Origin of the sequence: Allobosea sp. RCC_152_1 (assembly GCF_041360765.1) — a bacterium.
GTDB lineage: Bacteria > Pseudomonadota > Alphaproteobacteria > Rhizobiales > Beijerinckiaceae > Allobosea > Allobosea spartocytisi.
In genome coordinates this window covers 228,524-250,882 of the sequence record NZ_JBFUPU010000004.1, presented here as the reverse complement: position 1 = coordinate 250,882, position 22,359 = coordinate 228,524, and the positions used below count along the sequence as shown (strand labels likewise).

The following is a 22,359-nucleotide window of genomic DNA, read 5'->3' as shown; positions in this document are numbered from 1 at the left end:
GCAGATGACAGGCAGATGGAAACGCGCCGCCGCCGGCCCGGTTCCTTCACTCCATCGCCGCGGCGGCCGTCGCAGCCTCGGCCGCCCCGCCGCGCAGCGGCAATTCCTCCATCCAGGTGATGAAAGCGAAGGCCAGCGCGAAGCCGAGGAAGGCCGCGCCGAAGACGTAGCGGAACAGCGTCACCATCATGTCGCGATCGACCGTGCCGAGCTTCAGCGCTTCGGGCGAGAGCTGGGCCGTCTCGCCGCCGACGCCGCCGAGTACGATGGCGCCCAGGGCGGCGACGATCAGCGCGCCGCCGATCTGCCGGAAGAAATTCGCCACGCCCGTCACCGTGCCGAGCTGATGCGGCCTGACGGCGTTCTGGATCGAGACCGTCGCGACGGGCAGCAGCGTGCCGAGCCCGAGGCTGACGATCGCCAGGATCATGCAGAACGGCACCAGCGGGATCCGGCCGGAAAACACGGCCATCACCGCGGTCCCCACGGCCGCGACGGCGAGCCCGACCATGGGCACGCGCTTGTAGTGGGTGAGCTTCGTCATCGCGCGCCCGGAGGCGGTGGCGCCGATCACCGTGCCGCAGGTCAGCGGCAACAGGCCGAGCCCGGAATAGGTCGCGCTCAGCCCCATCACCGTCTCGAAATAGAGCGGCAGATAGATGGTCAGGCCGATGAAGGTGCCCATGCCGAAGCCGGCGGCGACCGTGCCGGCGCGCACCACCCGGTTGGTCATGATGTCGAGCGGGATCAGGGGCTCGCTGGCCGTGCGCTGGCGCCAGGCGAACAGGCTCCACAACACCAGCGTGGCCGCGATGAGCCCCGCGATCGGCGCCGAGCGCCACGGATAGGCCGTGCCGCCGGAGGACAGGGCCAGCAGCAGCGAGAGCGTTCCCGCCGTCATTAGCATGGCGCCGAGAACGTCGAGCTTGTGCGGCCTTTCATGCCGCGGCAGGCGCTTCAGCGCCGCGCTCGACATCCAATAGGCGCCGAAGCCGAGCGGAACGTTGATCCAGAAGATCACGGACCAGTGCAGCTTCTCGGCCAGCACGCCACCCAGCACCGGGCCGATGAGCGAGGAGGACAGGAAGACGCTGGCGAAATAGACCTGATAGCGGCCCCGCTCCCGTGGCGGCACCATGTCGCCGACGATGGTCTGCGCCAGCGCGATCAGGCCGCCGCCGCCCAGCCCTTGCACGAAGCGGGCGACGATCAGCAGCCAGAGATTGGGCGCCAGCGCGCAGGCGACCGAGCCGATCACGAAGACGACGATGCCGGAGAGCAGCACGACGCGCCGCCCATGGATGTCGGCGAGCTTGCCGTAGAGCGGCGTAACCGCGGTCGAGGCCAGGAGATAGGCGGTGACGATCCAGGGCAGGTGGGTGACGTCGCCGAGCTCGCGCCCGATCGTCGGCAGCGCGGTCGCGACGATCGTCTGGTCGAGCGCGGCCAGGAACATCGCAACCATGACGCCGATCAGGATCGAGCGGATATCCGCATGCGTCAGCGGCGCGGCATGCGCCTGTGTCTCGACCCGCTTGTCCATGGAGCCTGCAGCCAAACTTGCATCTGGGGAATGGCCACAGGTTAATTCCACGACGCATCATGCGCTAGGAGCGGGGCGTGGGGTCGGCTCTGCGGTGGAGACGGGTCGGCTCAACCCTGGACCGCAGCCGGGTCCATCCACATCACTTCCCAGACATGGCCGTCGAGGTCGCGGAAGCCGTGACCATACATGAAGCCATGGTCCTGCGGCGCGTTGTAGGTCGAGCCGCCGGCGGCGACGGCGGCCTTCACGATCGCGTCAACATCCGCCCGGCTCTCCCGCGACAGGCAGGTCAGGACCTCGATGCTCTCATTGGTGTCGGCGATGGGCTTCGGCGAGAAGCTTTCGAATTTCGCGTGGGTCAGCAGCATCGCGAAGATGGTGTCGCTGATCACCATGCAGGCGGCGGTGTCGTCGGTGAATTGCGGGTTGAAGGAGAAGCCGAGCGCCTGGAAGAAAGCCATCGATCGCGGGAGATCCTTCACGGGCAGGTTGAGGAAGATCATCTGGGGCATGGCTTGTCCTTCAGAAGTGGGAAGCGAGGGTAATCAGACGATGCGGCCGAGTTCCCGCCGGAAGCGAGGCGGGTCGTTGAGCTGCGTATCGACGATCTCATGGGTCCGCTGCCAGATCGGCACTGCCGCGGCCAGAAGCTCAAGCCCCGCCGGGGTCAGCGAGAGCCGCCGGCTGCGGCGGTCGCGCGGGTCGGCCGCGATGCTGACGAGCCCGCGCCGTTCCAGCGGCTTCAGGGCTGCGGTGAGCGTGGTGCGATCCATGGCGAGCAGTTCCGCCACCGGCTTGAGCGAGGGCGGTTCGGGCCGGTTCAGCGACATCAGCAGCGAGAATTGCCCGTTGGTCAGCCCGAGCGGCCGCAGCGCCTCGTCGAAGCGGCGCGCCAATGCGCGGGCCGCACGCTGCACATGCAGGCACAGGCAACAGTCGCGGACAAGCAGGGTCGTCTCGAAGGGGACGCTTCGTGGTTCGGTCATGATCCTTTTCTGTTGATATCAACGATTCCTGTCAAGCCGGAAGCGACGCTCTGCCGGCTTGACGGTCGTTGCCGCGTGAGATGCCTATGGCGCACTTGTCGCAGGGAACCGGACCGATGCCGCTCATGAATGCAGGGAACGCCGTGCTGCTGGTCATCGATCTGCAGGCCCGGCTGGTGCCGGCGATCCATGACGGAGGACGGGTCCTGGCCAATGCGGTCCGGCTCGTCGAAGCGACACGCCTGCTCGACATTCCCGTGATCGTCACGGAACAGAGCCCGTCCAAGCTCGGCCCGACCGTTCCGGAACTCGCCGGAGCCGCCCCTGCCATCGCCAAGACGAGCTTCGACGCCTGCGCCGAGCCCGCCGTTCTCGAAGTCCTGGGCGGCGACAGGGACATCCTCATCTGCGGCTGCGAGGCGCATGTCTGCGTCGCCCAGACGGCCATCACCCTGCTCGAGCATCGTCGCCGCGTCGTGGTGGTGGAGGATGCCGTCGGCTCCCGCGCGCCGGACTCGCATGCTGTCGCGATCCGCCGCCTCGCGGCGCATGGGGCCGAGATCGTCACCACCGAGATGGTGCTGTTCGAATGGCTGCGGAGCGCCGAGCATCCGCAGTTCAGGGCGATCTCGCAGCTGATCCGCTGATCCCGCCGCTCTCGAGCGTCACAGCGGCTTCTTGATCCATTTCGCGACGAGGCCGACGATGCCCTCGCGGAAGAGCAGGACGCAGAGCACGAAGATGCCGCCCTGGACCACGAGAACCCAGGAGCCGAGGCTGGCGAGGTAGTTCTGCATGGCGACGATGACGACCGCGCCGGCGATCGGGCCGAAGACGGTACCGAGCCCCCCGACCAGCGTCATCAGCACGACCTCGCCGGACATCGTCCAGTAGACGTCGGTGAGCGACGCCAGCTGGAAGACGATCGCCTTGGTCGCGCCGGCAAGCCCCGCGAGCGTGGCCGAGAGCACGAAGACCATCAGCTTGTACTGGTTGGCGCGGTAGCCGAGCGAGATGGCGCGGGGCTCGTTGTCGCGGATCGCCTTGCAGACCTGGCCGAAGGGCGAGTGGATGATGCGGTAGATCATCAGCACCCCGCCAAGGAAGATCGCCGCCACCAGCCAGTAGAGCGCGCGGTCGTCCTCCAGGCTGATCAGCCCGAGGAATTTGCCGCGCGGCACGGCCTGGATGCCGTCCTCGCCGCCGGTGAAGCGCGGCGTCTGCAGCGAGAAGAAGAACACCATCTGGGCCAGCGCCAGCGTGATCATCGCGAAATAGATGCCCTGGCGGCGGATGGCGAGCGCGCCGAACACCGTGCCGAGCAGGGCTGCGACCACGGTGCCGAGCAGGATCGCGAGCTCCGGCGTGAGGCCCCAGTTCTTGGCGGTGTAGGCGCTGACATAGCTCGCCATGCCGAAATAGGCGGCGTGGCCGAAGGAAAGCAGGCCGCCATAGCCGAGCAGCAGGTTGAAGGCGAGCGCGAACAGCGCGAAGCAGAGCACCTTCATCACGAAGACGGGATAGGCGACGAAGGGCGCGACCACGAGCAGCGCCGCGATGGCGATGAACAGGTTGCGGTGCAGCTTCGCGGTGCTGTCGTCGGTCTCGGCGAGCGCGACGCCGCTGGCGGCTTCGGTGGTGGCGAGATCGGTCATGTCGTTGTCCTTCTCGCGTCAGGCCGGGCGGCCGAACAGGCCGGCGGGCTTCACCAGCAGCACCAGCACCATGATGACGAAGATCACGGTCGCGGCGCCCTCCGGATAGAACACCTTGGTCAGGCCCTCGATCAGGCCGAGCGAGAAGCCGGTGACGATCGCGCCCATGATCGAGCCCATGCCGCCGATCACCACCACCGCGAAGACGACGATGATCAGGTCGCCGCCCATATTCGGATTGACCGAGTAGATCGGCGCGGCGAGCACGCCGGCGAAGGCCGCGAGCGCGACGCCGAACCCGTAGGTCAGCGTCACCAGCAGCGGCACGTTGATGCCGAAGGCCTGGGTCAGGGTCGGGTTCTCGGTCGCGGCGCGCAAATAGGCGCCGAGCTTGGTCTTCTCGATCAGGAACCAGGTGCCGATGCAGACGGTGAGCGAGGCGACGATCACCCAGGCCCGGTAGTTCGGCAGGAACATGAAGCCAAGATTCTGCCCGCCCGAAAGCTGCGGCGGGATGCCATAGGGCAGGCCGGACGAGCCGTAATAATTGCGGAACAGGCCCTGGATGATCAGCGCCAGGCCGAAGGTGAGCAGGAGCCCATAGAGATGGTCGAGATGGGCGATGCGTTTGAGCAGCAGCCGCTCGATCAGGACCCCGATGGCGCCGACCACGATCGGCGCCAGCAGCAGCGCGGCCCAGTAGTTCAGTCCGAGATAGTTCAGCGCCATCCAGGCCACGAAGGCGCCCATCATGTACTGGGCGCCATGGGTGAAGTTGATGATGTTGAGCAGCCCGAAGATCACCGCGAGCCCGAGGCTCAGGATCGCATAGAACGAGCCGTTGATCAGGCCGAGCAGGACCTGGCCGAACAAGGCTTGTGGCGGGATTCCGAGAAGCTCGAACATGCGTGGCTCAGATCATCTTGTGGGTGGGCTCTCGAACCTCTTCGTGATCCCGGGTCGCCCTGCGGGCGCCCGGGATGACGGTGGAGGGACCGGAAGCGCTCGTTACTTGACCAGCGAGCAGCCGGTCTCGGCCAGAGGCTGGAAGGCCTGCTCGGCCGGCAGCACGGAGATCTGCTTGTAGTAGTCCCACGGGCCCTTCGACTCAGACGGCTTCTTGACCTCGTAGAGATACATGTCGTGCATCTTGCGGCCGTTCGGGCGGATCGAACCCTTGCCGAAGAGCGGGTCGTCCGTCGGCATTTCCTTCATCTTGGCCATGAGGGTCGCCGTGTCCTTGCTCTTGGTGGCCTCGACCGCCTTGAGATAGTGCAGCAGGCCGGCATAGACGCCCGCCTGCACCATGGTCGGCATCTTGCCGCCATTGAGCTTGGCGAAGCGCTGCGACCAGGCGCGGGTCTGGTCGTCGCGGTCCCAGTAGAAGGATTCGGTCAGGACCAGCCCCTGCGCCGCCTGCAGGCCGAGCGCATGGACGTCGCTGATGAAGACGAGGAGCCCTGCGAGCTTCTGGCCGCCGGCGACGATGCCGAACTCGCCGGCCTGCTTGATCGCGTTGGTGGTGTCGCTGCCGGCATTGGCGAGCCCGATCACCTTGGCCTTCGAGGCCTGCGCCTGGAGCAGGAAGGACGAGAAGTCAGTGCCCGGGAACGGCGTCTTGACCGAGCCCAGCACCTTGCCGCCGGCCTTGGTGATGGTCGCGGTCGCGTCGCGCTCCAGCGCATGGCCGAAGGCGTAGTCGGCGGTGAGGAAGAACCAGCTGTCGCCGCCGGCCTTCACCATGGCGCCGCCGGTGCCCTGCGCCAGCGCGTAGGTGTCATAGGTCCAGTGGATGGTGTTGGCGTTGCAGGCCTTGCCGGTCAGGTCCGAGGAGCCGGCGCCGGAGTTGATGTTGATCTTGTTCTTTTCCTTGGTGATCTGGCTGACGGCGAGCGCGACCGAGGAGGTCGGCACGTCGAGGATCAGGTCGACGCCGTCCTGATCGTACCATTGCCGCGCGATGGTCGAGCCGACATCCGGCTTGTTCTGGTGGTCGGCCGAGACGATCTCGACCTTGATGCCCTTCTCGGCCGCCTTGAAGTCCTCGACCGCCATGCGGGCGGCGACAACGGAGCCCTCGCCGGCGAGGTCGGCATAGAGGCCCGAGCGGTCGTTCAGCACGCCGGCCTTGACCGAGATCTGCTGGGCGAAGGCCGGGCTTGCCAATAGGACGGCGAGCGCGCTCGTCGCGAGGAAGGTCTTCAGCTTCATCATCGTTCTCCCTGAGGTGGATGCCGGCGTTTCCCGGCGCTTTTCTGATTGCGGGGCGCTGAGCGGGTCAGACCCCGAGATAGCGGTGGAGCTTGTCGATATTGGCGTCGAGCTCGGCATTGGGGATCATGTCGATGACCTTGCCCTGCTCGACGACATAGTGCCGGTCTGCGACCGTCTGGGCGAAGCGGAAATTCTGCTCGACCAGGATGATGGTGAAGCCTTCCTGCTTCAGCTCCGCGATGGTGCGGCCGATCTGCTCGATGATCACCGGCGCGAGCCCCTCGGTCGGCTCGTCGAGCAGGAGGAGATGGGCGCCGGTGCGCAGGATGCGCCCGATCGCCAGCATCTGCTGTTCGCCGCCCGAGAGCTTGGTGCCCTGGCTCTTCAGCCGCTCCTTGATGTTGGGGAACAGCGTGAAGATGCGCTCCAGCGACAGCCCGCCGGGGCGCACCTGCGGCGGCAGCATCAGGTTCTCCTCGACCGAGAGCGAGGCATAGATGCCGCGCTCCTCCGGCACGAAGCCGATGCCGAGCCGGGCGATGGCGCGCGAGGGCAGGTCGATCGTCTCCTTGCCCTCCAGCACGACCGAGCCCTTGCGCTTGCCGATGACGCCCATGATCGATTTCAGCGTCGTGGTCTTGCCGGCTCCATTGCGGCCGAGCAGCGTCACCACCTCGCCCGGCGCGACGTCGAGGTCGATGCCATGCAGCACATGGCTCTCGCCGTACCAGGCCTCGAGCCCGCGCACTTTCAGCAAGGGCGCGGTGCCGGCCGTGGCGGCCGGGGCCCGGGCGGCTTCAGTGATGGCCATGGCCGCCTCCCGAGCCGATATAGGCTTCGACCACGCGCGGATCCTTCGAGACGGTGGCGTAGTCGCCCTCCGCCAGCACCTGGCCGCGCGCCAGCACGGTGATGCGGTCGCAGAGCGAGGCGACGACCGAGAGATTGTGCTCGACCATCAGGATGGTGCGCTCGGCCGAGACCTTGCGGATCAACGCCTCGATCCGCTCGATGTCCTCGCGGCCCATGCCGGCCATCGGCTCGTCGAGCAGCAGCATCTCGGGTTCGAGCGCCAGCGTCGTCGCGATCTCCAGCGCGCGCTTGCGCCCATAGGAGAGTTCGCCCGCGGTCAGTTCGAGGAAGGGGGAGAGGCCGACCGCCTCGACCAGCCGCCGCGCCTCGGCGTCGAGGTTCTTCAGGCTGCGCTCCGAGCGCCAGAAATCGAAGGAGTCGCCGCGCTTGCGCTGCAGCGCGATGCGGACATTGGTCAGCACCGAGAGCTGCGGGAACACTGCCGAGATCTGGAAGGAGCGAACGAGGCCAAGCCGGGCGATCTCGGCCGGCTTCTCGCCGGTGATGTCGCGACCGTTATAGACGATCGTCCCGCGCGTCGGCGGGAGGAACTTGGTCAGCAGGTTGAAACAGGTCGTCTTGCCCGCTCCGTTCGGCCCGATCAGCGCATGAATCGAGCCGCGCTTGACCTTGAGGTCGACGCCGCTGACCGCCGTAAAGCCGGCGAATTCCTTGGTCAAACCTGAAGTCGACAAAATAATATCTTCAGGCATGCGGAATACTGGCCTTCATCAGCTTTGTCTTTCTTGGTTTATCGTTTCCCCTTGCATGTCATGCTGCACCGCGCTCCAGGCATAAGTCAACGTTCGCTCCCGCCCTGGACGCCGTCTGGCGCCTGATCTCATCCCTTTGTCTTATGCCGCCCTTGTCATGCGAATGAAGGATGCGCGGTGCGCGCCCGCACGCGCAGGCTGCGCGCGATTTCCCGGGTGGTTGGCCGGCATCGCTTTGAACCCATCGCGGATGGGCTGCGACCAAGGGAAAGCTGGTTTACCGGTCGGGGTGATTGCGGTAGAAATGTGACTGCCTTCGATCACCGCTATTTTGATATTTTAGGCGTGTCCCGTCGCGCGAGTGGCCACAGTTGGCCGCGATGCGCGCATGATTGAGCTGGGAGGTTGTCGTGAGCGTCGCGACTCGCATTTCGGTGTTCCGTGCCCGAATGGCCGTGGCCTTTGCGCTGGTGCTCTGTGCTGTGGCGCTTGCCCCGGCAGCCCATGCCGCCGTTCCCGAGCGCCGCGTCGCGCTCGTCATCGGCAACAGCGCCTATTCGGCGGTGCCGCCGCTGGCCAACCCGATGCGCGATGCCAAGGGTGTCTCGGCGGCGCTCAAGCGTCTCGGCTTCGAGGTGGTCGAGGGCTACGACCTCAAGATGGACGACATGACCAATCTGGTGCGTCAGTTCGCCCAGAGGCTCGACGGCGCCAAGGCCGGGCTGGTCTATTATGCCGGTCACGGCATCGCCGTGGGCGATGAGAACTACCTCATTCCGGTCGATGCCTCGCTGCGTTCGGAGGCCGATCTCGATTTCCGTGCCGTCAATATCCAGCTCATCCTGCGCCAGATGCAGCGTGACGAGCGGGTCAACATCGTCATCCTCGATGCCTGCCGCGACAATCCTTTCGCGTCCCAGCTTGCCGCCAGGTCGCGCGCCGTGACCCGTGGCCTGACGCCGATCGAGACGCAGTCCGCCTCCGGCATCCTGATCGCCTTCGCCACCGATCCGCGCGCGACCGCGCTCGACGGTGAGAAGGACGGGCACAGCCCCTTCACCGATGCGCTGCTGAAGCATATCGAGACGCCCGAAGTGTCGATCACCACGGTGATGGACCGCGTCCGCGCCGATGTCTGGGAATCGACGGGCAAGAAGCAGAAGCCCTGGACCAATTCCTCGATCATCGGTGAGTTCAAGCTGAACCCGACGCTGAAGCTGGCCGCGGCCTCCGCGACCGACGTGGCCGGCGGCAGCGCCGACGCGGCCAAGGCGATCAATGCGGCGGTGCCCGCGCCGACCATGCCGGCGGCACCGGTCTTCGACCGCGGCCAGATCGATATCAAGACTTGGGAAGTGGCGGAGCGCGGCAATTCCGCGGCCGACTATCGCGCCTATCTCGACGCCTTCCCCTCCGGCCAGTTCGCCACCTTCGCGCGCAACCGGCTCGCGAGCCTGGAGGCGGCGACGCCGCCGGCCAATGCCGCCACGGCCGCCGCTGCCGCTGCTCCCGCCGTGACCGATGAGGCGCTGAAGAAGGAGATCGGCACCGCCCAGACCGAGGCTGCGATGAAGCTCGACGCCAAGGGCCGGCGCGAGCTGCAGGCCCGCCTGCGCGTCGCCGGCTTCCAGCCCGGCAAGCTCGCCGCGAATTTCGGGCCGGGCCAGCGCAAGGCGATCCAGGACTGGCAGAAGTCGCGCAGCGTGCCGGAGACCGGCTTCCTCACGGCCTTGCAGGCGACGGCGCTGCGCGCGCAGAGCGAGCCCGCCTACCAGCGCCTGCTCGCGGATGAAGCGAAGGCTGCCACCGAGAAGAAGAGCAGGACGGTCGAGCGCAAGGGTGGCACGGCGGCCACCCGCAAGATCACCTATGAGGGTGACGAGATGTATCAGCGCGACCTCGCTCGCGAGCGCGGCGTTGCCAGCTCCGGCACCCCGCGGGCCGGCACCACCAGCACTGGCTATCAGGGCCGCGTGCGGCAGCGCGGCGACGCGACGGGCGATTCAGCTGGTGCGGCCGCCTTCGGCTCGATCCTCGGCGGCGCCATCATGGGCGGCATTCTGCGCGGCCGCTGAGGCACGGGATTGAGCGGGACATGAAGAGCCGGCCCTTGGGCCGGCTCTTTGTTATGTAGGCCGGCCGGGGGCGACGCTTTGTCGACGGGTTCGGGACGCGCGCCGATCGCCTCGGGCTCCGCCCGTGCGGTCCTGGCTTATCGCCCGGTTTCCCAGCCCGCCTTGACCAGTTCCGGCACGGCGCATTCCTCTTCCGGCCAGCCGATGCAGAGATAGGCGATCAGCTTCCACTCCGGCGGCGCGCCCAGCGCGGCGGCGATTTCGGCGGGTTCGAGGATCGAGACCCAGCCGACGCCGAGGCCGTGGATGCGCGCCGCCAGCCAGAACTGCGTGATCGCCGCGACGACCGAATAATCCAGCATTTCCGGCATGGTCTGCCGGCCGAGGCCGTGGCCGCGTTGCGTGCCGTGGTCGCAGAACACGGCGAACTGCACGGGGGCCTCGCGCAGACCCTCGAGCTTGAGCCGGGCATAGAGAGCGGCCCGCTCGCCTTCATAGGCGGCCAGCGCCTCGGCGTTGCAGCGGCGGAAGCTCTCCTGCACCGCCTCGCGTTGGGCTGCCTCCGTGACTGCGAGCCAGCGCCAGGGCTGCGAATGCCCGACCGAGGGCGAAAGCTGCGTCTGCGCGAGCAGATCGTCGATCAGCCCGGCGGGGACCGGGTCCCGTCTGAACCGCCGCACATCGCGCCGCCAGCGCAGCAGCTCCGCAAATTGCTGCGCGAAGCCCGGGTCGAAGGCCGGGGGGCCGCTCACGCCGATTCCGCCGTCGCGATGGCGTGAAAGAACGAACCCGTCACCAGGCCGCGGCGGCTTCCCGCGACGGCGGGAGGCGAGCCATGCGGGTCGCGGACGGTGGCGAAGGGCGGGTCCTCGCCTTGCGCGACGATGCTTGCATAGTGGAATTCGTGCCCCGTCAGCGCCGTGCCGGCCGGGCCGAGCGGACCATCCGCCTCCAGCACCGCGCGGCGATAGCCGAGATTCATCTTCCGCTTCGCGAAGGAGGTCTCGACCGAGAGCAGCCCCGCCATGGCGTGCGTCACCCCGTCGGCGTCGGTGAGCTTGCGTCCCAGCACCATGTAGCCGCCGCATTCGCCATGGACCGGGCGGGTTTCGGCGAAGCGGCGCAAGCCTCCGAGGAAGCGGCCGGCGGCAGCGAGCCTGCCGGCATGGAGTTCGGGATAGCCGCCCGGCAGCCAGCAGGCATCGCAATCCTCCGGCGGCGGCTCGTCTCTCAGCGGCGAGAAGGGAAGGATCTCGGCGCCCGCCGCCCGCCAGCCGGCCTCGACATGCGGATAGACGAAGGAGAAGGCGGCATCGCGCGCGATTGCGATGCGTCGGCCGGGCGGAGGCAGCGGCGGGGTCGCCGTCTCCGCCGGTGGCAGTCGCGTCTCCCCGGCGGCCGCGATGACGGCCTCGAGATCGACAGCGGCGGACACGGCCTCGGCCAGGGCGTCGAGCCTGGCATGCAGATCGGCCGTCTCGCCGGCCTGCACCAGCCCGAGATGGCGCTCGGGCAGGATGAGGCTCGCCTCGCGCGGCAGCGCGCCGAGCACGGGCAGGCCGATCAGCTCCATACCCTGCCGCACCAGTCGCTCGTGGCGCGCGCTTGCGACCTTGTTGAGGATGACGCCGGCGACACGGATGCGCGGGTCATAGAGCTTGCAGCCTAACGCAACGGCCGCCGCCGATTGCGCCTGCCCGGAAACGTCGATGACGAGCACGACCGGCCAGCCCAGCAGCGCGGCGATGTCGGCGCTGGCGCCGGTATGGCCGGCCGCGCCCGGCACGGCGTCGAACAGCCCCATCGAGCCTTCGGCGATGACGATGTCGGCGCCATCCGCCGCCTCGCCCGCTATGTGCCCGAGCAGCCCGTCCGACATCGCGTAGCTGTCGAGATTGGCGCTCGCTGCGCCCGTCGCCGCGGCGTGGAAGGCGGGATCGATATAATCCGGCCCGCATTTCAGCCCGCGTACCGTGAGTCCGCGCCGCACGAGCGCGCGTTGCAGCCCGAGCGTGATCGTCGTCTTGCCGGAGCCGGAGCGCGGCGCGGCGATGAGAAGCCCGCGCGCGATCACGTGCCACCCCCCGGCCGGAAGCGGCGATCGTAGCCGGCTGAATAAAGCGCGCTCTCGGCGAAATCGTCGGCTGCCAGCGCCGGCCCGACCAGGATCAGCGCCGTGCGCTCCAGCGCGCCCGCCCTCACCTGCGCGGCGATGGTCGTAAGCGAGCCGCTGAGCACCGTCTCGTCCGGCCATGTCGCCCGGAACACCACGGCGACGGGGCAATCCGAGCCATAGAAGGGCGTCAGCTCCGCCACGACCTGCTCGATCACATGGATCGAGAGATGGATGGCGAGCGTCGCGCCGGAAGCTGCGAAGGTCGCGAGCGTCTCCTTTTCCGGCATGGAAGAGGCACGGCCGGAGGTGCGCGTCAGCACCAGCGATTGTGCCACGCCCGGCAGCGTCAATTCGCGTTTCAGCGCGGCGGCCGCGGCAGCGAAGGCCGGCACGCCCGGCGTCACCGTATAGGGAATCCCCAGCGCATCGAGCCGGCGCATCTGCTCGCCCACCGCGCTCCAGATCGAGAGGTCGCCGGAATGTAGGCGCGCGACGTCCTGCCCGGCCTGATGCGCAGCTTCCATCTCGGCAATGATGGCGTCGAGATCGAGCGGGGCGGTGTCGATGATGCGCGCACCGGGCGGGCACCAGCCCAGCATGGCTTGCGGGATCAGCGATCCCGCATAGAGGCAGACGGGCGCAGCCGCGATGAGATCGCGCCCGCGCAAGGTGATGAGGTCGGGCGCGCCGGGGCCGGCGCCGATGAAATGGATGGTCATGCGCAGAGCGGTTTCATGGTGCTGTCCTGGCGAGCGCGCAGGTGACGCGCCCGGTCGCGATGCGCGGCTGCACCAGCGTGCCGCCCGGCCCGGCGCCGGCGAGCGCGGCGGCCTCCGCCACCGAGCCGACGCCGTAGAGCGAGGCGATCCGGGTCGAGCGCGTGGCGCAGGCGGCTTCGTATCCCTTCAGCGCCTCGTCGGGGATGGCGACGAGCTCGGCCGAACGATCGGCGGCGGCCGCGACCATGCCGGCCTCGGCGGCGCGGCTCGCCAGTGTGGCGAAGCGCGGCGTCGCCATGCCGGAAAGCCCGGCGATCGCCAGAGCCTCGTCGAGGCAGGCGAGGATGTCGGCAGCCTCCGTGCCGGGCCTGATGCCGATGCCGGCGACGAGGCGGGCGGTCATGGTTGCGCACTCCGTTCGACCCGCGCCGTCATTCCGGGCGCAGCGAAGCGGAGACCTGGAATCCATCGTAGAACGCCGAGTCCTCCGCTGGATTCCGGATCGGCGCCGCTTTGCGGCTTGTCCGGACTGTCGATGGAGGAGAGGGAACGCGAAGCGGCCTTCAAGGCTTCTCGACCCGCCACTGCGTCACCGGCATCGCCGGGCGCCAGCCATGCTTGCCGCCGACCGGCGCCAGCCGGTCGATCGAGATGCGCCTGAGCGAGCCGCCATGTTCGGCATGGAGCGCGGCGAGCTTCGCCTCGCCCTCGAGGGTGACGACATTGGCGACGAGCCGGCCGCCCGGCTTCAGCGCCGCCCAGGCGGCGTCGAACAACCCCTCCTCCGTTAGGCCGCCGCCGATGAAGACGGCGTCCGGCGCCTCCTGTCCGACGAAGCCGGCCGGCGCCGCGCCCACCACCTCGACGGCGAGCCCGCCGAGCTCGAGCCGGTTGCGGGCGATCCGCTCGGCCCGCTCGGCGCGGGCCTCGAAGGCGATGGCTCGGTTGCGGGTGTGTCGCTGGCACCATTCGACGGCGACCGAGCCCGACCCGGCCCCGACATCCCAGAGCAGCTCGCCGGCGCGCGGCGCCAGCGCCGACAGCGTGATGGCGCGGATCTCCGATTTGGTGATCTGCCCGTCATGGGCGAACCATTCCTCGTCGAGCCCCGGCGTCAGCGGGAGGATGCGCGAGTCACGGGTGGCCGCGACCTCGACCGCGATCAGGTTGAGCGGCACGATATCGTCGAGCGCGAAGGCATCGGCTCGGCTCTCGCGGATGCGCTCCTGCGGGCCGCCGAGCGATTCCATCACGGTGATGCGGCTTGCGCCCATGCCACGCGCGGTCATCAGGTCGGCGACGGCTCGCGGCGTCGTCTCGTCCCAGGACAAAGCAAGGATGCGCGCCTCGGGCTGGAGATGCGGCACGATCCGGTAGAGCGTGCGGCCATGCAGTGAGACCAGCGCGCATTCCTCCTGCGGCCAGCGCATCCGCGTGCAGGCCATCGAGAAGGAGGAGAGCTGCGGGATGATCCGCATCTCCTCGGGCGGGATCGCCCGGCTCAGGCTGTTGCCGATGCCGTAATGGAACGGGTCGCTCGTCGCGAGCACGCAGACCTTGCGGCCGCGCTCGGCCAGGATCTGCGGCAGCGCGTTGCGGAAGGGCTGCGGCCAGGAGCGAAGCTCGCCGGGGACGGAGCCGACCAGCGCGATATGCCGCTCGCCGCCGAAGACGATCTCGGCTTCGTTCAGCGCCGCGAGCGCTTCTCGGCAGAGTCCGGCGGCGCCATCTTCCCCGAGGCCGACCAGCGAGAGCCAGGGCGAAGCCGGGCGGCTCGACAGAATAACCGATTCACGTAAGACTGCCGGCATGACCGTCCTCATCCTTGGCGGAACGAGCGAAGCTGCTGCGCTTGACCAGCTTCTGGCTGATCAGGCTCCCGAAATTCGTGCCATTATCTCGCTGGCGGGGCATACCGTCGATCCCCGGCCGACGAATCTGCCGGTGCGGATCGGCGGCTTCGGCGGCATCGAGGGTCTCAGGCGCTACCTCGTCGAGGAGGGCATCGTCGCCGTCGTCGATGCGACCCATCCCTTCGCTGCGATCATGCCCTTCCATGCCGAGCATGCCTGCAAGGCGGAAGGCGTGCCGCTGCTGGCGATCCGGCGCGATTCCTGGAAACCGCGCGACGGCGACCGCTGGAAGTCCGTGCCGGACATCGAGGCGGCGGTTCAGGCGCTGGGACGTGAACCCCGGCGGGTCTTCCTGACCGTCGGCCGGCTCGAATTGCCGGCCTTCGCCGATGCGCCGCAGCATCGCTATCTGGTGCGCGCCATCGAGCCGATCGGCGATCGCTTGCCGGTGCCGCATGTCGACGTCATCCAGCAGCGCGGTCCCTTCGATGCCGACGACGAGGAGGATCTGATGCGCCGCGAAGGCGTCGAGGTCCTGGTCAGCAAGAATTCGGGCGGGCCGGCGACCGTCGGCAAGCTCACGGCCGCGCGCCGGCTCTCCCTGCCGGTGGTGATGGTTGAGCGCCCGCCCAAGCCCGATGTCGAGACCGTCGATCATATCGATCAGGTCCTGCCCTGGCTGGTGACGCAGGGGCTCTTCGTCACCGAGCGCGGCGTGTAGACGTAAGGGGCTCCGCCCTCGCGCGCGATCAACCGCGTGCTGGACGCGCCGATCATCACCAGGGTCGCCATATCGGCCGTGCCCGTGGCCGCGATGGCCTCGGCCAGCGTCAAGATGCGCAGGCTCTCGTCCGGCCGTCCGACGGCGCGGGCGAAGAGCACGGGCGCCTCCGGCGCGCGATGCTCCGCCGCCAGCTCCAGCGCCCTGCCGAGCTGCCAGGGCCGCGCCTTCGAGATCGGATTGTAGAGGCAGATCACGAAATCGGCCGCGAGTGCGGCTCCGAGCCGTGCCGTCACGACGTCCCAGGGCTTGAGATTGTCCGAGAGCGAGATCGCGCAGAAATCGCCGCCCAGCGGGGCCCCGGCCTTCGCAGCCGCTGCCAGCATCGCGGTGATGCCGGGTTCCACCGTGATCGGAAGTGCACGCCATTCGGCGGGGCCGGCCTCAAGCGCCTCGAACACTGCCGCCGCCATGGCGAAGACGCCGGGATCGCCGCCTGAGACGACCGCGACCTTGCGGTCCTCCGCCGCCAGCCGCAGCGCATGGGAGGCCCGTTCGACCTCGACGCGGTTGTCGGAGGCGTGCTTGGTCAGTCCCTCCCGCTCCGGCACCCGGTCGACATAGGGGCCGTAGCCGACGATGTCGGTCGCGGCATCGAGCGCCGCCTGCGCGGCCGGTGTGATCCACTCCGCCGTGCCCGGGCCGAGGCCGACGATGGTGAGGGAGCCGGTCACAGGCGTCGCCCTTCGCCGGGCACCAGCACCATTGCGAAATAGGGAGCCTCGTCATCGACCTTGTCGGTAAGCCGCGCCACCACCTGCCGCGCCATGGTCGCGCGCTCGACATAGATCGCGCGCCCTTCCAGCCCGGCGGCCACAAGCGCCCGGCGCACCTTCGGCAGGTTGCGGCCGAGCTTCATGATCACGGCGGCGTCGGTATCGGCGAGGCGGCGCGCCAGCTCCGCCTCCGGCAGCGTGCCGGGCAGCACGGTCATGACGTCGTCGCCCCAGGTGATCGGCGCACCGGCCTCGCCCCAGGCGCCGGTCATGCCGGTGACGCCGGGCACGATCTCGGTCGGGAAGCGCGGGGAGAGCCGCCGCCACAGATGCATGAAGGAGCCGTAGAAGAACGGGTCGCCGTCGCAGAGCACGGCGAGCGTCCGCCCGGCCCGCATCTCCGCCGCGAGGCGCTCGGCCGCCTCCTCGTAGAAGGCGGCGATCGGTCCGTCATAATCGGGCTCGCCGACATTGGCCTCGATCGTCACCGGAAAGGCGAGTTCGATCTCGCGGGCCGGATCGGGCGCGATGATCGCGTCGGCCGTGCCGCGGGCATTGCCGCGCCGGCCGCGCTTGCAGAAATGCACGAGCCGGTCGGCCGAGAGAATGATCTCGCGGGCCCTGACCGTCATCAGATCCGGTGCGCCCGGCCCGAGGCCGACGCCGTAGAGCAGGCTCTTCACTGTCCCGCTCACCTGGCTATTCCTTGTCCTGCGCCAGCGCATTGACGGCTGCCGCCGCCATCGCCGAGCCGCCGCGCCGCCCATGCACCACGACGAAGGGCACGCGCCCGTCCCTGGCCAGCGCTTCCTTCGATTCTGCTGCGCCGACGAAGCCGACGGGAATGCCGATCACGGCGGCAGGCCTCGGCGCACCGGCATCGAGCATTTCCAGAAGGCGAAACAGCGAGGTCGGCGCATTGCCGATCACGACGATCGAGCCGGCGAGCCGGGGCTTCCACAGCTCCATCGCGGCGGCGGAGCGGGTCGTGCCCATCCCGGCGGCAAGGGCCGGAACCTGCGGATCGTCAAGCGTGCAGACCACCTCGTTGCCGGCCGGCAGCCGTGCGCGCGTCACACCATTGGCGACCATCTTGGCGTCGCAAAGGATCGGCGCGCCGGCCCTGAGAGCGCTTTGCGCAGCCTCGGCGAAATCCGCCGACATCTCGACGTCATCAGGCAGATCGGTCATGCCGCAGGCATGGATCATGCGCACCACGACGCGCTCGGCCGCTCCGCCGAAGCGGGCGAGATCAGCCTCGGCGCGGATGATGGCGAAGGAGCGTTCGTAGATCGCCGCCCCGTCCTGAATGTAATCGTATGCCCTGCTCAACCGCGCGGTCCTGTTGAACGCGCGGCCCCGGTCAGGCGCGCGTGAATCTCTTGTCCCGGCTGCAATCGCGTGAGCAGCGCCGAAAGGTCAAGCGTCGCAAGCGGCTTGTCCCGCGTCGTGCCGCCGAGCACGACATCATATTCGCCCCGTCGCCCGACCAGCGTGAGGTCGGCGGCAGCGGGATGGGCGCAGGCCTTGACGCAGCCGGAGACATGCAGGGTCACGCCCTGCGCAAGGAGACCGGCGGCCGCGTCGGCGAGAACGGCCGCATCCGCCATGGTCGGTGCCTCTGCACGCGAGCAGGCGGGGCTGCCGGCGCAGGCCTGCACGGAGAGGCGCGGATCGTCGTCGCGCGTGATCAGCCCGAGATCACCCGCCAGCGCGAGCAGGTTCACGGCTTCCCTGCGGTCGAGATCGCGGAAGGCGAGCCCCCGCCAGGGCGAAAGCCGGATATCGGCCAGGCTCGCCTCGGTGCCCGCGCCGAGCTTGTCGAGCGCCGCCGCATCGCAGCGGCCGAAGGGCAGGCCGATGAGCGCCGCGAAACGCTTCCCCGCCAGCTTGAACAGCCCGGCGCGCCGCGGCGGAGGGCGTCGCATCGGCGCGGTGATGTCGGGCAAGGCGGTGAGGCCGGCCAGTGCTTCAGGCGACAGATCGCGCAGGCGACGGATGCGGTCGGGCGCCGCGCTTCGCAGCTTCGCAAAGCGGCCTAGGATGGCCTCAACCGCTGCGGCAGCATCATCGCCGGGGATCGGGCCGCGCCAGAGACGATCGGCAAGGCCCAGCGCCACGCGCCCGGCGCCGATGCCGACGAGCCGGATATCACAAGCGAACCCATCCAGCGCTTGGGGGCCGCCATCGTCGACGATGACGCAGAGCTTGGCCGGCAGGCCTGGAATCACGCGGGCCTGCCCTTCGATCTGCTCGGCCAGCGCGAAGGCATCGATCAAGCCCCGGCCGTCATTCTCGGGCGGCGCATGGCGCCGACCCGAGAAATTCTTCGAAGAGGTGCTCGGGTCGAGCCCGAGCAGGACGGCCTCGTTAAATCCCGCCAGCGGCGAAACCAGTGTCAGCCGCTGCGGCCCGTCGCCGTCATGTTCATCGACGAGACGCTCCGCCAGCAGTCGCTCGACCAGCGCCGGGTGTCTCTCGGGCTTCACGCCACGGATCTGCAGATTGGCGCGCGCCGAGATCTCGATCAGCCCGTTGCCATGCTCGCCGGCCAGAGCCGCAATCTGTCGCAATTGCATGGGAGTCAGCCGGGCACCGGGCGGATGCAGTCGGACCAGCCAGCCATCGCCGGTCTCCATCGGCCGCAAGGCGCTGGGGCACCAGCCGCGCCTCAGGGCTTCCTTGGGAAGCGCGCTCATTCCGCCGCCTCCCGCGCCAGGAAGGCGCCGACCGAGTTGCGGCGGCTCGTCCAGAGCCCGCGGCGGGCCGCTTCCGCCAATCGCGAGCGGATCGAGGCGGCGGCCGGCGCATTGTTGGCTTCGAGCGCCGCCCAGACCTGCGGATCGGCGCAATAGGCCTGGAAGACGGCGTCGAACAGCCCGTCGGCGACGGCATCCGTGCTCGCCGCGAAGACGAAGAGGGTGTCGACCGCCTCGGCCAGCTCCGCCGCGCCGCGCCAGCCATGGGCGAGCTGGCCGGCGATCCAGCGCGGATGTGTCAATCGGCCATGGACGATGCGGGCGATGTCCTCGGCCAGCGTACGCGCCTTCGGCGCCTCTGGATCCGAGCTGTCGAGGCTGTAGAGGGCGGGATCGGCACCGAGCGCCTTGGCTGCCGCGGCGAGCCCGCCGATGACGTCGGCGGCGCTCGTCGCTTCGAGAATGTCGCGCCCGGCGGTGTCGCTGACATGGATGAAGGCGTCGGAGGTGCGGATGCGCTCGGCGAAGCCGGCATCGCGCATGCCCACGCCTTCCGGCCCGCCATAGGCATGGTCGGAAGCCGCGAGATAGGCGGCGCCCAGATCCGCCCGCTCGGTCCAGTCGCCATCAAGCGCGCGGTCGGCCATGGCCGCGCCATAGCGGCCGGGCGCGGCGCCGAAGATGCGCGCGCCATGCCCGCCGCGACGGTGGGCAGCGGCCGGCTCGTTCCAATCGTTCGGCTCGTCCAGCGCCGCCACTGCGCGCGCGGCCTGGTCGATCAGCGCGATCTGCCCTGGAAACGTGTCGCGGAAGGTGCCGGAGATGCGCACGGTGACGTCGAGGCGCGGATAGGCGAGCTTCGGCTGCGGGATGATGCTGAAACCGGTCACGCGGGTCGAAGCTGCGTCCCAGAGCGGCTCGACGCCCATCAGCGCCAATGCATGGGCGATATCTTCGCCGCCGGAGCGCAGTGTCGGCGAGGCCCAGAGATCCATCACGATCCGGCGCGGATAATCGCCATGATCCTGCAGGTGGCGCGACACCACCGCCTGCGCCGCGAGTTGGCCTAGCCTCGCCGCCGCACGTGTCGGGATCGCGCGGGGGTCGAGCGTCGAGAGGTTGCGCCCGGTCGGCAGCACATCGGGGCGGCCGCGATGCGGCGAGCCCGCTGGGCCGGGCGGCACGAAGCGGCCGTCGAGCGCGGCGAGCAGGTTTTCGCGCTCGTTGCGCGCGGAAGCCGGGTCGGCGTCGGAATGGCCGAAGACATGCAGGCCATCGCGGAAGGGCAGTTCGGCGATGTCGCAGAGATGCGCGTCGAGCCGCGTCAACGCCTCGCTCATCGACATGTCCGGCGCGACGCCGCAGGAGGCCGCGAGCCCACTCGCTTCGGCCCGCGCCCGGATTTCTGCGGCGGCGACGTCGGCGCGGCGCGGATCCAGCACCTGCGCCTGCGAGAATTCCTCGACGAGATCGCGCAGCAGCGCGGTTTCGCCGGCGGCCTCGGCTTCGGCCAGCGGCGGCGGCAGATGGCCGAGCGTAAGGGCTGAGAGCCGCCGCTTGGCGGGCGCTGCTTCGCCGGGATCGTCGACAACATAAGGGTAGATCACCGGCAGCCCGCCGACAGCCAGGCGCGGCCAGCAGCCGGCCGAGAGCGCCACCGCCTTGCCCGGTAGCCATTCCGTCGTGCCGTGCGTGCCGAGATGGATCAGCGCGTCGATGGCTTCGGACTGGCGCAACGCAAGGTAGAAGGCGAGATAGCCGTGACCGGGCGGCGCGTCGGGGTCGTGATAAACAGCCTTGCGGTCGGGCGTCGCATCGCGTGGCGGTTGCAGGGCGACGATGAGCTTGCCATGGCGCACGGCGCGGAAGCGGAAGGCGCCGTCGCGGCAGGCTGGATCGGCCTCAGGCGCGCCATGGGCGGCGAGGAGTGTTTCGCGGGCGGGGGCAGGGATCGCGGCGAGCCAGTCGCTATAGGCTGTGAGCGGAATGCTCAGCTCGGCAGCCCCGGTAGTGAGGGCTGCCATCAAGCTAGCCCCCTCATTCATATCTGCGCTGTCATCTCGGACAAGACGCGTCAGCGGCGTCGATCCGGGATCCATGCCAAAACGTCGCTCGGAAAGGTTCAGGCATGAATCCCGGGTTTCCGTTTGGTCGCCCGGGATGACGATGGAGGATAACGGTCCAACCTCATATCCCGCCTCGGCCAGCAATTCCCGGATCGCCGTCACGCTCGCCGGCGTGTCGAGCCCGACGGCGAAGCCGGCCCGGCCGCCGCGCGCGGGATAGTCCGACATCACCAGCGCCAGCCGGCGCTCCGCTGCAGGCTTCAGTGCGAGAGCGATCCAGCCGGCCGCGAGATCGGCCAGCGCGGCGATGCCCTCGGCATCCGGCACCAGCCGGCGGATGGTAAGCCCGGTCGCCGGGTCATTCTCCTCCGCCTTGAAGGCGACTGGAATGGCGCCGATGCGTCCGTCGAATTCCGGCAGCGCCACCTGCATGGCGAGATCGGCGGCGGAAAGGCCGCGCGGCGAGGCGTCCCAGGCCTCGCGCGGACTGCCGACGGGCATGGCCTGCAGGATCGGGCAATTGGCGGCGTCGAGCACGAAATCGGTGCCTTCGCGAGCAGAGAAGGCGGTGGTGGTGACGATCAGTTCGGGTCTGCGGGTCGCGATCAGCGCTGCGAGCTCCGCCGTGACGGTCGGGTCCTTCAGGCTGGTCAGGGCTAGGGGCAGGGGCGCGAGGCCGCGGGCGGCGAGGGCGGCGGTCATCGCCTCGGCCATAGCCGTGTCGCCGGCCGCGACGCCGGAGCGGTAGAGCAGGATCGGGACGAGCGGCCGGCCGGCGGGCAGCGTGGCGAGTGCATCGCGCCAGGGCGAGGGCGAGCCTTTGGGGCCGAGGGCGAAGAACGCCGGCAGGACCAGCGGCACAAGGTCGGATGGAAGTCCTCGCCCTGCAACATGAAGCCCGATCCGCGCCAGCAGCCGCCGCATGTTCTCGGCGCCGCCGCCTGCCTGGAAATAGGCCAGAAGCGCTTCCGCAAGCTCCGCCGGCACCGTCGCATGCTCGCCGAGCCGCGGATCGTCGCGCTCGTCGCCGGGCAGGATCGCGAGCGGGATTCCCTTCTCGCGGCAGGCCGCCCCGAGCTGCTCGATGCCATAGCGCCAGTAGTCCAGCCCGCCGAGGCAGCGCAGCAGCACGAAGCGGCAATGCGCGGCCGTCTTCTCGATCAGGAAGTCGACCGAGAGCGGGTGTTTCAAGCGTCGGAGCGGCGCGAGCCGAACGGACAGGCTGCTGTCACCTGCCGCCACCGCCAGCGCCGAGAGGTCGCTGTCGGTGAAGGACAGGACAAGCACATCTCCCGGCGGCAGGGCGAGATCGACGGCGTCTTCGCCGTCGTCGAGCCTGATCTCGCTGGTCGGGAGAAGATGCATCGG

21 protein-coding genes are annotated in these 22,359 nt (G+C 69.0%); 3 read left to right on the top strand and 18 right to left on the bottom strand.

All coding sequences use genetic code 11. The features are described 5' to 3' along the window. Positions 1-46: 46 nt before the first annotated feature. The 3 genes from AB6806_RS15875 to AB6806_RS15865 all read right to left on the bottom strand — a co-directional run bounded on the left by AB6806_RS15875 (position 47) and on the right by AB6806_RS15865 (position 2,532). Positions 47-1,543 (bottom strand): MDR family MFS transporter, encoded by a 1,497-nt coding sequence (locus AB6806_RS15875; protein WP_038364605.1) that lies wholly within the window; start codon positions 1,541-1,543, stop codon positions 47-49. Positions 1,544-1,653: 110 nt separating this feature from the next. Next, entirely contained in the window at positions 1,654-2,058 is a 405-nt protein-coding gene (locus AB6806_RS15870) for a VOC family protein (RefSeq protein WP_142022311.1), read from the bottom strand. Positions 2,059-2,091: 33 nt separating this feature from the next. Then, positions 2,092-2,532 (bottom strand): MarR family winged helix-turn-helix transcriptional regulator, encoded by a 441-nt coding sequence (locus AB6806_RS15865; protein ID WP_112765200.1) that lies wholly within the window; start codon positions 2,530-2,532, stop codon positions 2,092-2,094. Between the two features lie 116 nt (positions 2,533-2,648). On the opposite strand from AB6806_RS15865, the gene AB6806_RS15860 reads away from it, so the two are divergent. Continuing rightward, complete coding sequence (locus tag AB6806_RS15860; protein ID WP_038364599.1) at positions 2,649-3,179, top strand: hydrolase; 531 nt, start codon at positions 2,649-2,651, stop codon at positions 3,177-3,179. 18 nt (positions 3,180-3,197) lie between these two features. On the opposite strand, the gene AB6806_RS15855 is transcribed toward AB6806_RS15860, so the two are convergent. The 5 genes from AB6806_RS15855 to AB6806_RS15835 form a co-directional block, all read right to left on the bottom strand. After that, positions 3,198-4,187: a branched-chain amino acid ABC transporter permease gene (locus tag AB6806_RS15855; protein ID WP_370954908.1), complete on the bottom strand. Its 990-nt coding sequence runs from the start codon at positions 4,185-4,187 to the stop codon at positions 3,198-3,200. An 18-nt stretch (positions 4,188-4,205) separates the two neighbouring features. Then, the gene (locus AB6806_RS15850) at positions 4,206-5,093 is read right to left on the bottom strand and encodes a branched-chain amino acid ABC transporter permease (protein ID WP_112765203.1); all 888 of its coding nucleotides are present in this window, start codon (positions 5,091-5,093) and stop codon (positions 4,206-4,208) included. Between the two features lie 102 nt (positions 5,094-5,195). Beyond that, positions 5,196-6,398 (bottom strand): ABC transporter substrate-binding protein, encoded by a 1,203-nt coding sequence (locus AB6806_RS15845; protein WP_370955008.1) that lies wholly within the window; start codon positions 6,396-6,398, stop codon positions 5,196-5,198. A 67-nt stretch (positions 6,399-6,465) separates the two neighbouring features. Beyond that, positions 6,466-7,212: an ABC transporter ATP-binding protein gene (locus tag AB6806_RS15840; RefSeq protein ID WP_051988205.1), complete on the bottom strand. Its 747-nt coding sequence runs from the start codon at positions 7,210-7,212 to the stop codon at positions 6,466-6,468. Beyond that, positions 7,199-7,966, bottom strand: coding sequence for an ABC transporter ATP-binding protein (locus AB6806_RS15835; RefSeq protein WP_038364593.1), 768 nt, complete (start codon positions 7,964-7,966; stop codon positions 7,199-7,201). Before AB6806_RS15835 ends, AB6806_RS15840 begins: the two co-directional genes overlap by 14 nt. 410 nt (positions 7,967-8,376) lie before the next feature. Between AB6806_RS15835 and AB6806_RS15830 the strand changes: the two genes are divergently transcribed. After that, positions 8,377-10,041 carry a caspase family protein gene (locus AB6806_RS15830; protein WP_370954907.1) on the top strand — a complete coding sequence of 555 codons (1,665 nt, stop codon included), beginning with the start codon at positions 8,377-8,379 and terminating at the stop codon, positions 10,039-10,041. Positions 10,042-10,178: 137 nt separating this feature from the next. Here AB6806_RS15830 and bluB read toward each other — a convergent pair whose 3' ends face one another. The 5 genes from bluB to cbiE all read right to left on the bottom strand — a co-directional run bounded on the left by bluB (position 10,179) and on the right by cbiE (position 14,687). After that, the gene (bluB, locus tag AB6806_RS15825; protein ID WP_370954906.1) at positions 10,179-10,793 is read right to left on the bottom strand and encodes a 5,6-dimethylbenzimidazole synthase; all 615 of its coding nucleotides are present in this window, start codon (positions 10,791-10,793) and stop codon (positions 10,179-10,181) included. Next, on the bottom strand, positions 10,790-12,115 hold the full coding sequence (locus AB6806_RS15820; RefSeq protein WP_370954905.1) for a cobyrinate a,c-diamide synthase: 1,326 nt from the start codon (positions 12,113-12,115) through the stop codon (positions 10,790-10,792). The genes bluB and AB6806_RS15820 overlap by 4 nt, the downstream gene beginning before the upstream one ends. After that, positions 12,112-12,876, bottom strand: a complete 765-nt coding sequence (gene cobM / locus AB6806_RS15815; RefSeq protein WP_142022304.1) for a precorrin-4 C(11)-methyltransferase — start codon at positions 12,874-12,876, stop codon at positions 12,112-12,114. The genes AB6806_RS15820 and cobM overlap by 4 nt, the downstream gene beginning before the upstream one ends. Positions 12,877-12,889: 13 nt before the next feature. Next, entirely contained in the window at positions 12,890-13,279 is a 390-nt protein-coding gene (locus AB6806_RS15810; protein ID WP_142022303.1) for a cobalamin biosynthesis protein, read from the bottom strand. A 160-nt stretch (positions 13,280-13,439) separates the two neighbouring features. Then, a complete protein-coding gene (gene cbiE, locus AB6806_RS15805) occupies positions 13,440-14,687 on the bottom strand; it encodes a precorrin-6y C5,15-methyltransferase (decarboxylating) subunit CbiE (RefSeq protein WP_142022302.1) in 1,248 nt (415 codons plus the stop codon). Between cbiE and AB6806_RS15800 the strand changes: the two genes are divergently transcribed. Beyond that, positions 14,686-15,450, top strand: a complete 765-nt coding sequence (locus AB6806_RS15800; RefSeq protein ID WP_051988203.1) for a cobalt-precorrin-6A reductase — start codon at positions 14,686-14,688, stop codon at positions 15,448-15,450. The two genes, cbiE and AB6806_RS15800, sit on opposite strands and share 2 nt — an antisense overlap. Here the strand turns inward: AB6806_RS15800 and cobJ are convergent. From cobJ to cobN, 5 genes are read right to left on the bottom strand one after another with little or no spacing between them, the layout of a single operon-like run. Continuing rightward, positions 15,393-16,184 carry a precorrin-3B C(17)-methyltransferase gene (cobJ, locus tag AB6806_RS15795; protein WP_370954904.1) on the bottom strand — a complete coding sequence of 264 codons (792 nt, stop codon included), beginning with the start codon at positions 16,182-16,184 and terminating at the stop codon, positions 15,393-15,395. The two genes, AB6806_RS15800 and cobJ, sit on opposite strands and share 58 nt — an antisense overlap. Next, entirely contained in the window at positions 16,181-16,921 is a 741-nt protein-coding gene (locus AB6806_RS15790) for a precorrin-2 C(20)-methyltransferase (protein WP_370954903.1), read from the bottom strand. Before AB6806_RS15790 ends, cobJ begins: the two co-directional genes overlap by 4 nt. A gap of 4 nt (positions 16,922-16,925) precedes the next feature. Continuing rightward, on the bottom strand, positions 16,926-17,558 hold the full coding sequence (locus AB6806_RS15785) for a precorrin-8X methylmutase (RefSeq protein WP_142022299.1): 633 nt from the start codon (positions 17,556-17,558) through the stop codon (positions 16,926-16,928). Next, positions 17,555-18,925 (bottom strand): precorrin-3B synthase, encoded by a 1,371-nt coding sequence (locus AB6806_RS15780; protein WP_142022298.1) that lies wholly within the window; start codon positions 18,923-18,925, stop codon positions 17,555-17,557. Before AB6806_RS15780 ends, AB6806_RS15785 begins: the two co-directional genes overlap by 4 nt. Next, the gene (gene cobN / locus AB6806_RS15775; protein WP_370954902.1) at positions 18,922-22,356 is read right to left on the bottom strand and encodes a cobaltochelatase subunit CobN; all 3,435 of its coding nucleotides are present in this window, start codon (positions 22,354-22,356) and stop codon (positions 18,922-18,924) included. The genes AB6806_RS15780 and cobN overlap by 4 nt, the downstream gene beginning before the upstream one ends. Between the last annotated feature and the right edge of the window lie 3 nt (positions 22,357-22,359).

Excerpts from the sequence above, each read along its gene's own strand:
- AB6806_RS15780 (WP_142022298.1), bottom strand. The coding sequence starts at position 18,925 with ATGAGCGCGCTTCCCAAGGAAGCCCTGAGGCGCGGCTGGTGCCCCAGC.
- AB6806_RS15855 (WP_370954908.1), bottom strand. The coding sequence starts at position 4,187 with ATGACCGATCTCGCCACCACCGAAGCCGCCAGCGGCGTCGCGCTCGCC.
- cobN (WP_370954902.1), bottom strand. The coding sequence starts at position 22,356 with ATGCATCTTCTCCCGACCAGCGAGATCAGGCTCGACGACGGCGAAGAC.
- AB6806_RS15860 (WP_038364599.1), top strand. The coding sequence starts at position 2,649 with ATGCCGCTCATGAATGCAGGGAACGCCGTGCTGCTGGTCATCGATCTG.
- AB6806_RS15810 (WP_142022303.1), bottom strand. The coding sequence starts at position 13,279 with ATGACCGCCCGCCTCGTCGCCGGCATCGGCATCAGGCCCGGCACGGAG.
- AB6806_RS15835 (WP_038364593.1), bottom strand. The coding sequence starts at position 7,966 with ATGCCTGAAGATATTATTTTGTCGACTTCAGGTTTGACCAAGGAATTC.
- AB6806_RS15850 (WP_112765203.1), bottom strand. The coding sequence starts at position 5,093 with ATGTTCGAGCTTCTCGGAATCCCGCCACAAGCCTTGTTCGGCCAGGTC.
- cobM (WP_142022304.1), bottom strand. The coding sequence starts at position 12,876 with ATGACCATCCATTTCATCGGCGCCGGCCCCGGCGCGCCCGACCTCATC.
- AB6806_RS15865 (WP_112765200.1), bottom strand. The coding sequence starts at position 2,532 with ATGACCGAACCACGAAGCGTCCCCTTCGAGACGACCCTGCTTGTCCGC.
- AB6806_RS15875 (WP_038364605.1), bottom strand. The coding sequence starts at position 1,543 with ATGGACAAGCGGGTCGAGACACAGGCGCATGCCGCGCCGCTGACGCAT.
- AB6806_RS15845 (WP_370955008.1), bottom strand. The coding sequence starts at position 6,398 with ATGAAGCTGAAGACCTTCCTCGCGACGAGCGCGCTCGCCGTCCTATTG.
- AB6806_RS15800 (WP_051988203.1), top strand. The coding sequence starts at position 14,686 with ATGACCGTCCTCATCCTTGGCGGAACGAGCGAAGCTGCTGCGCTTGAC.
- AB6806_RS15870 (WP_142022311.1), bottom strand. The coding sequence starts at position 2,058 with ATGCCCCAGATGATCTTCCTCAACCTGCCCGTGAAGGATCTCCCGCGA.
- AB6806_RS15840 (WP_051988205.1), bottom strand. The coding sequence starts at position 7,212 with ATGGCCATCACTGAAGCCGCCCGGGCCCCGGCCGCCACGGCCGGCACC.
- cbiE (WP_142022302.1), bottom strand. The coding sequence starts at position 14,687 with ATGCCGGCAGTCTTACGTGAATCGGTTATTCTGTCGAGCCGCCCGGCT.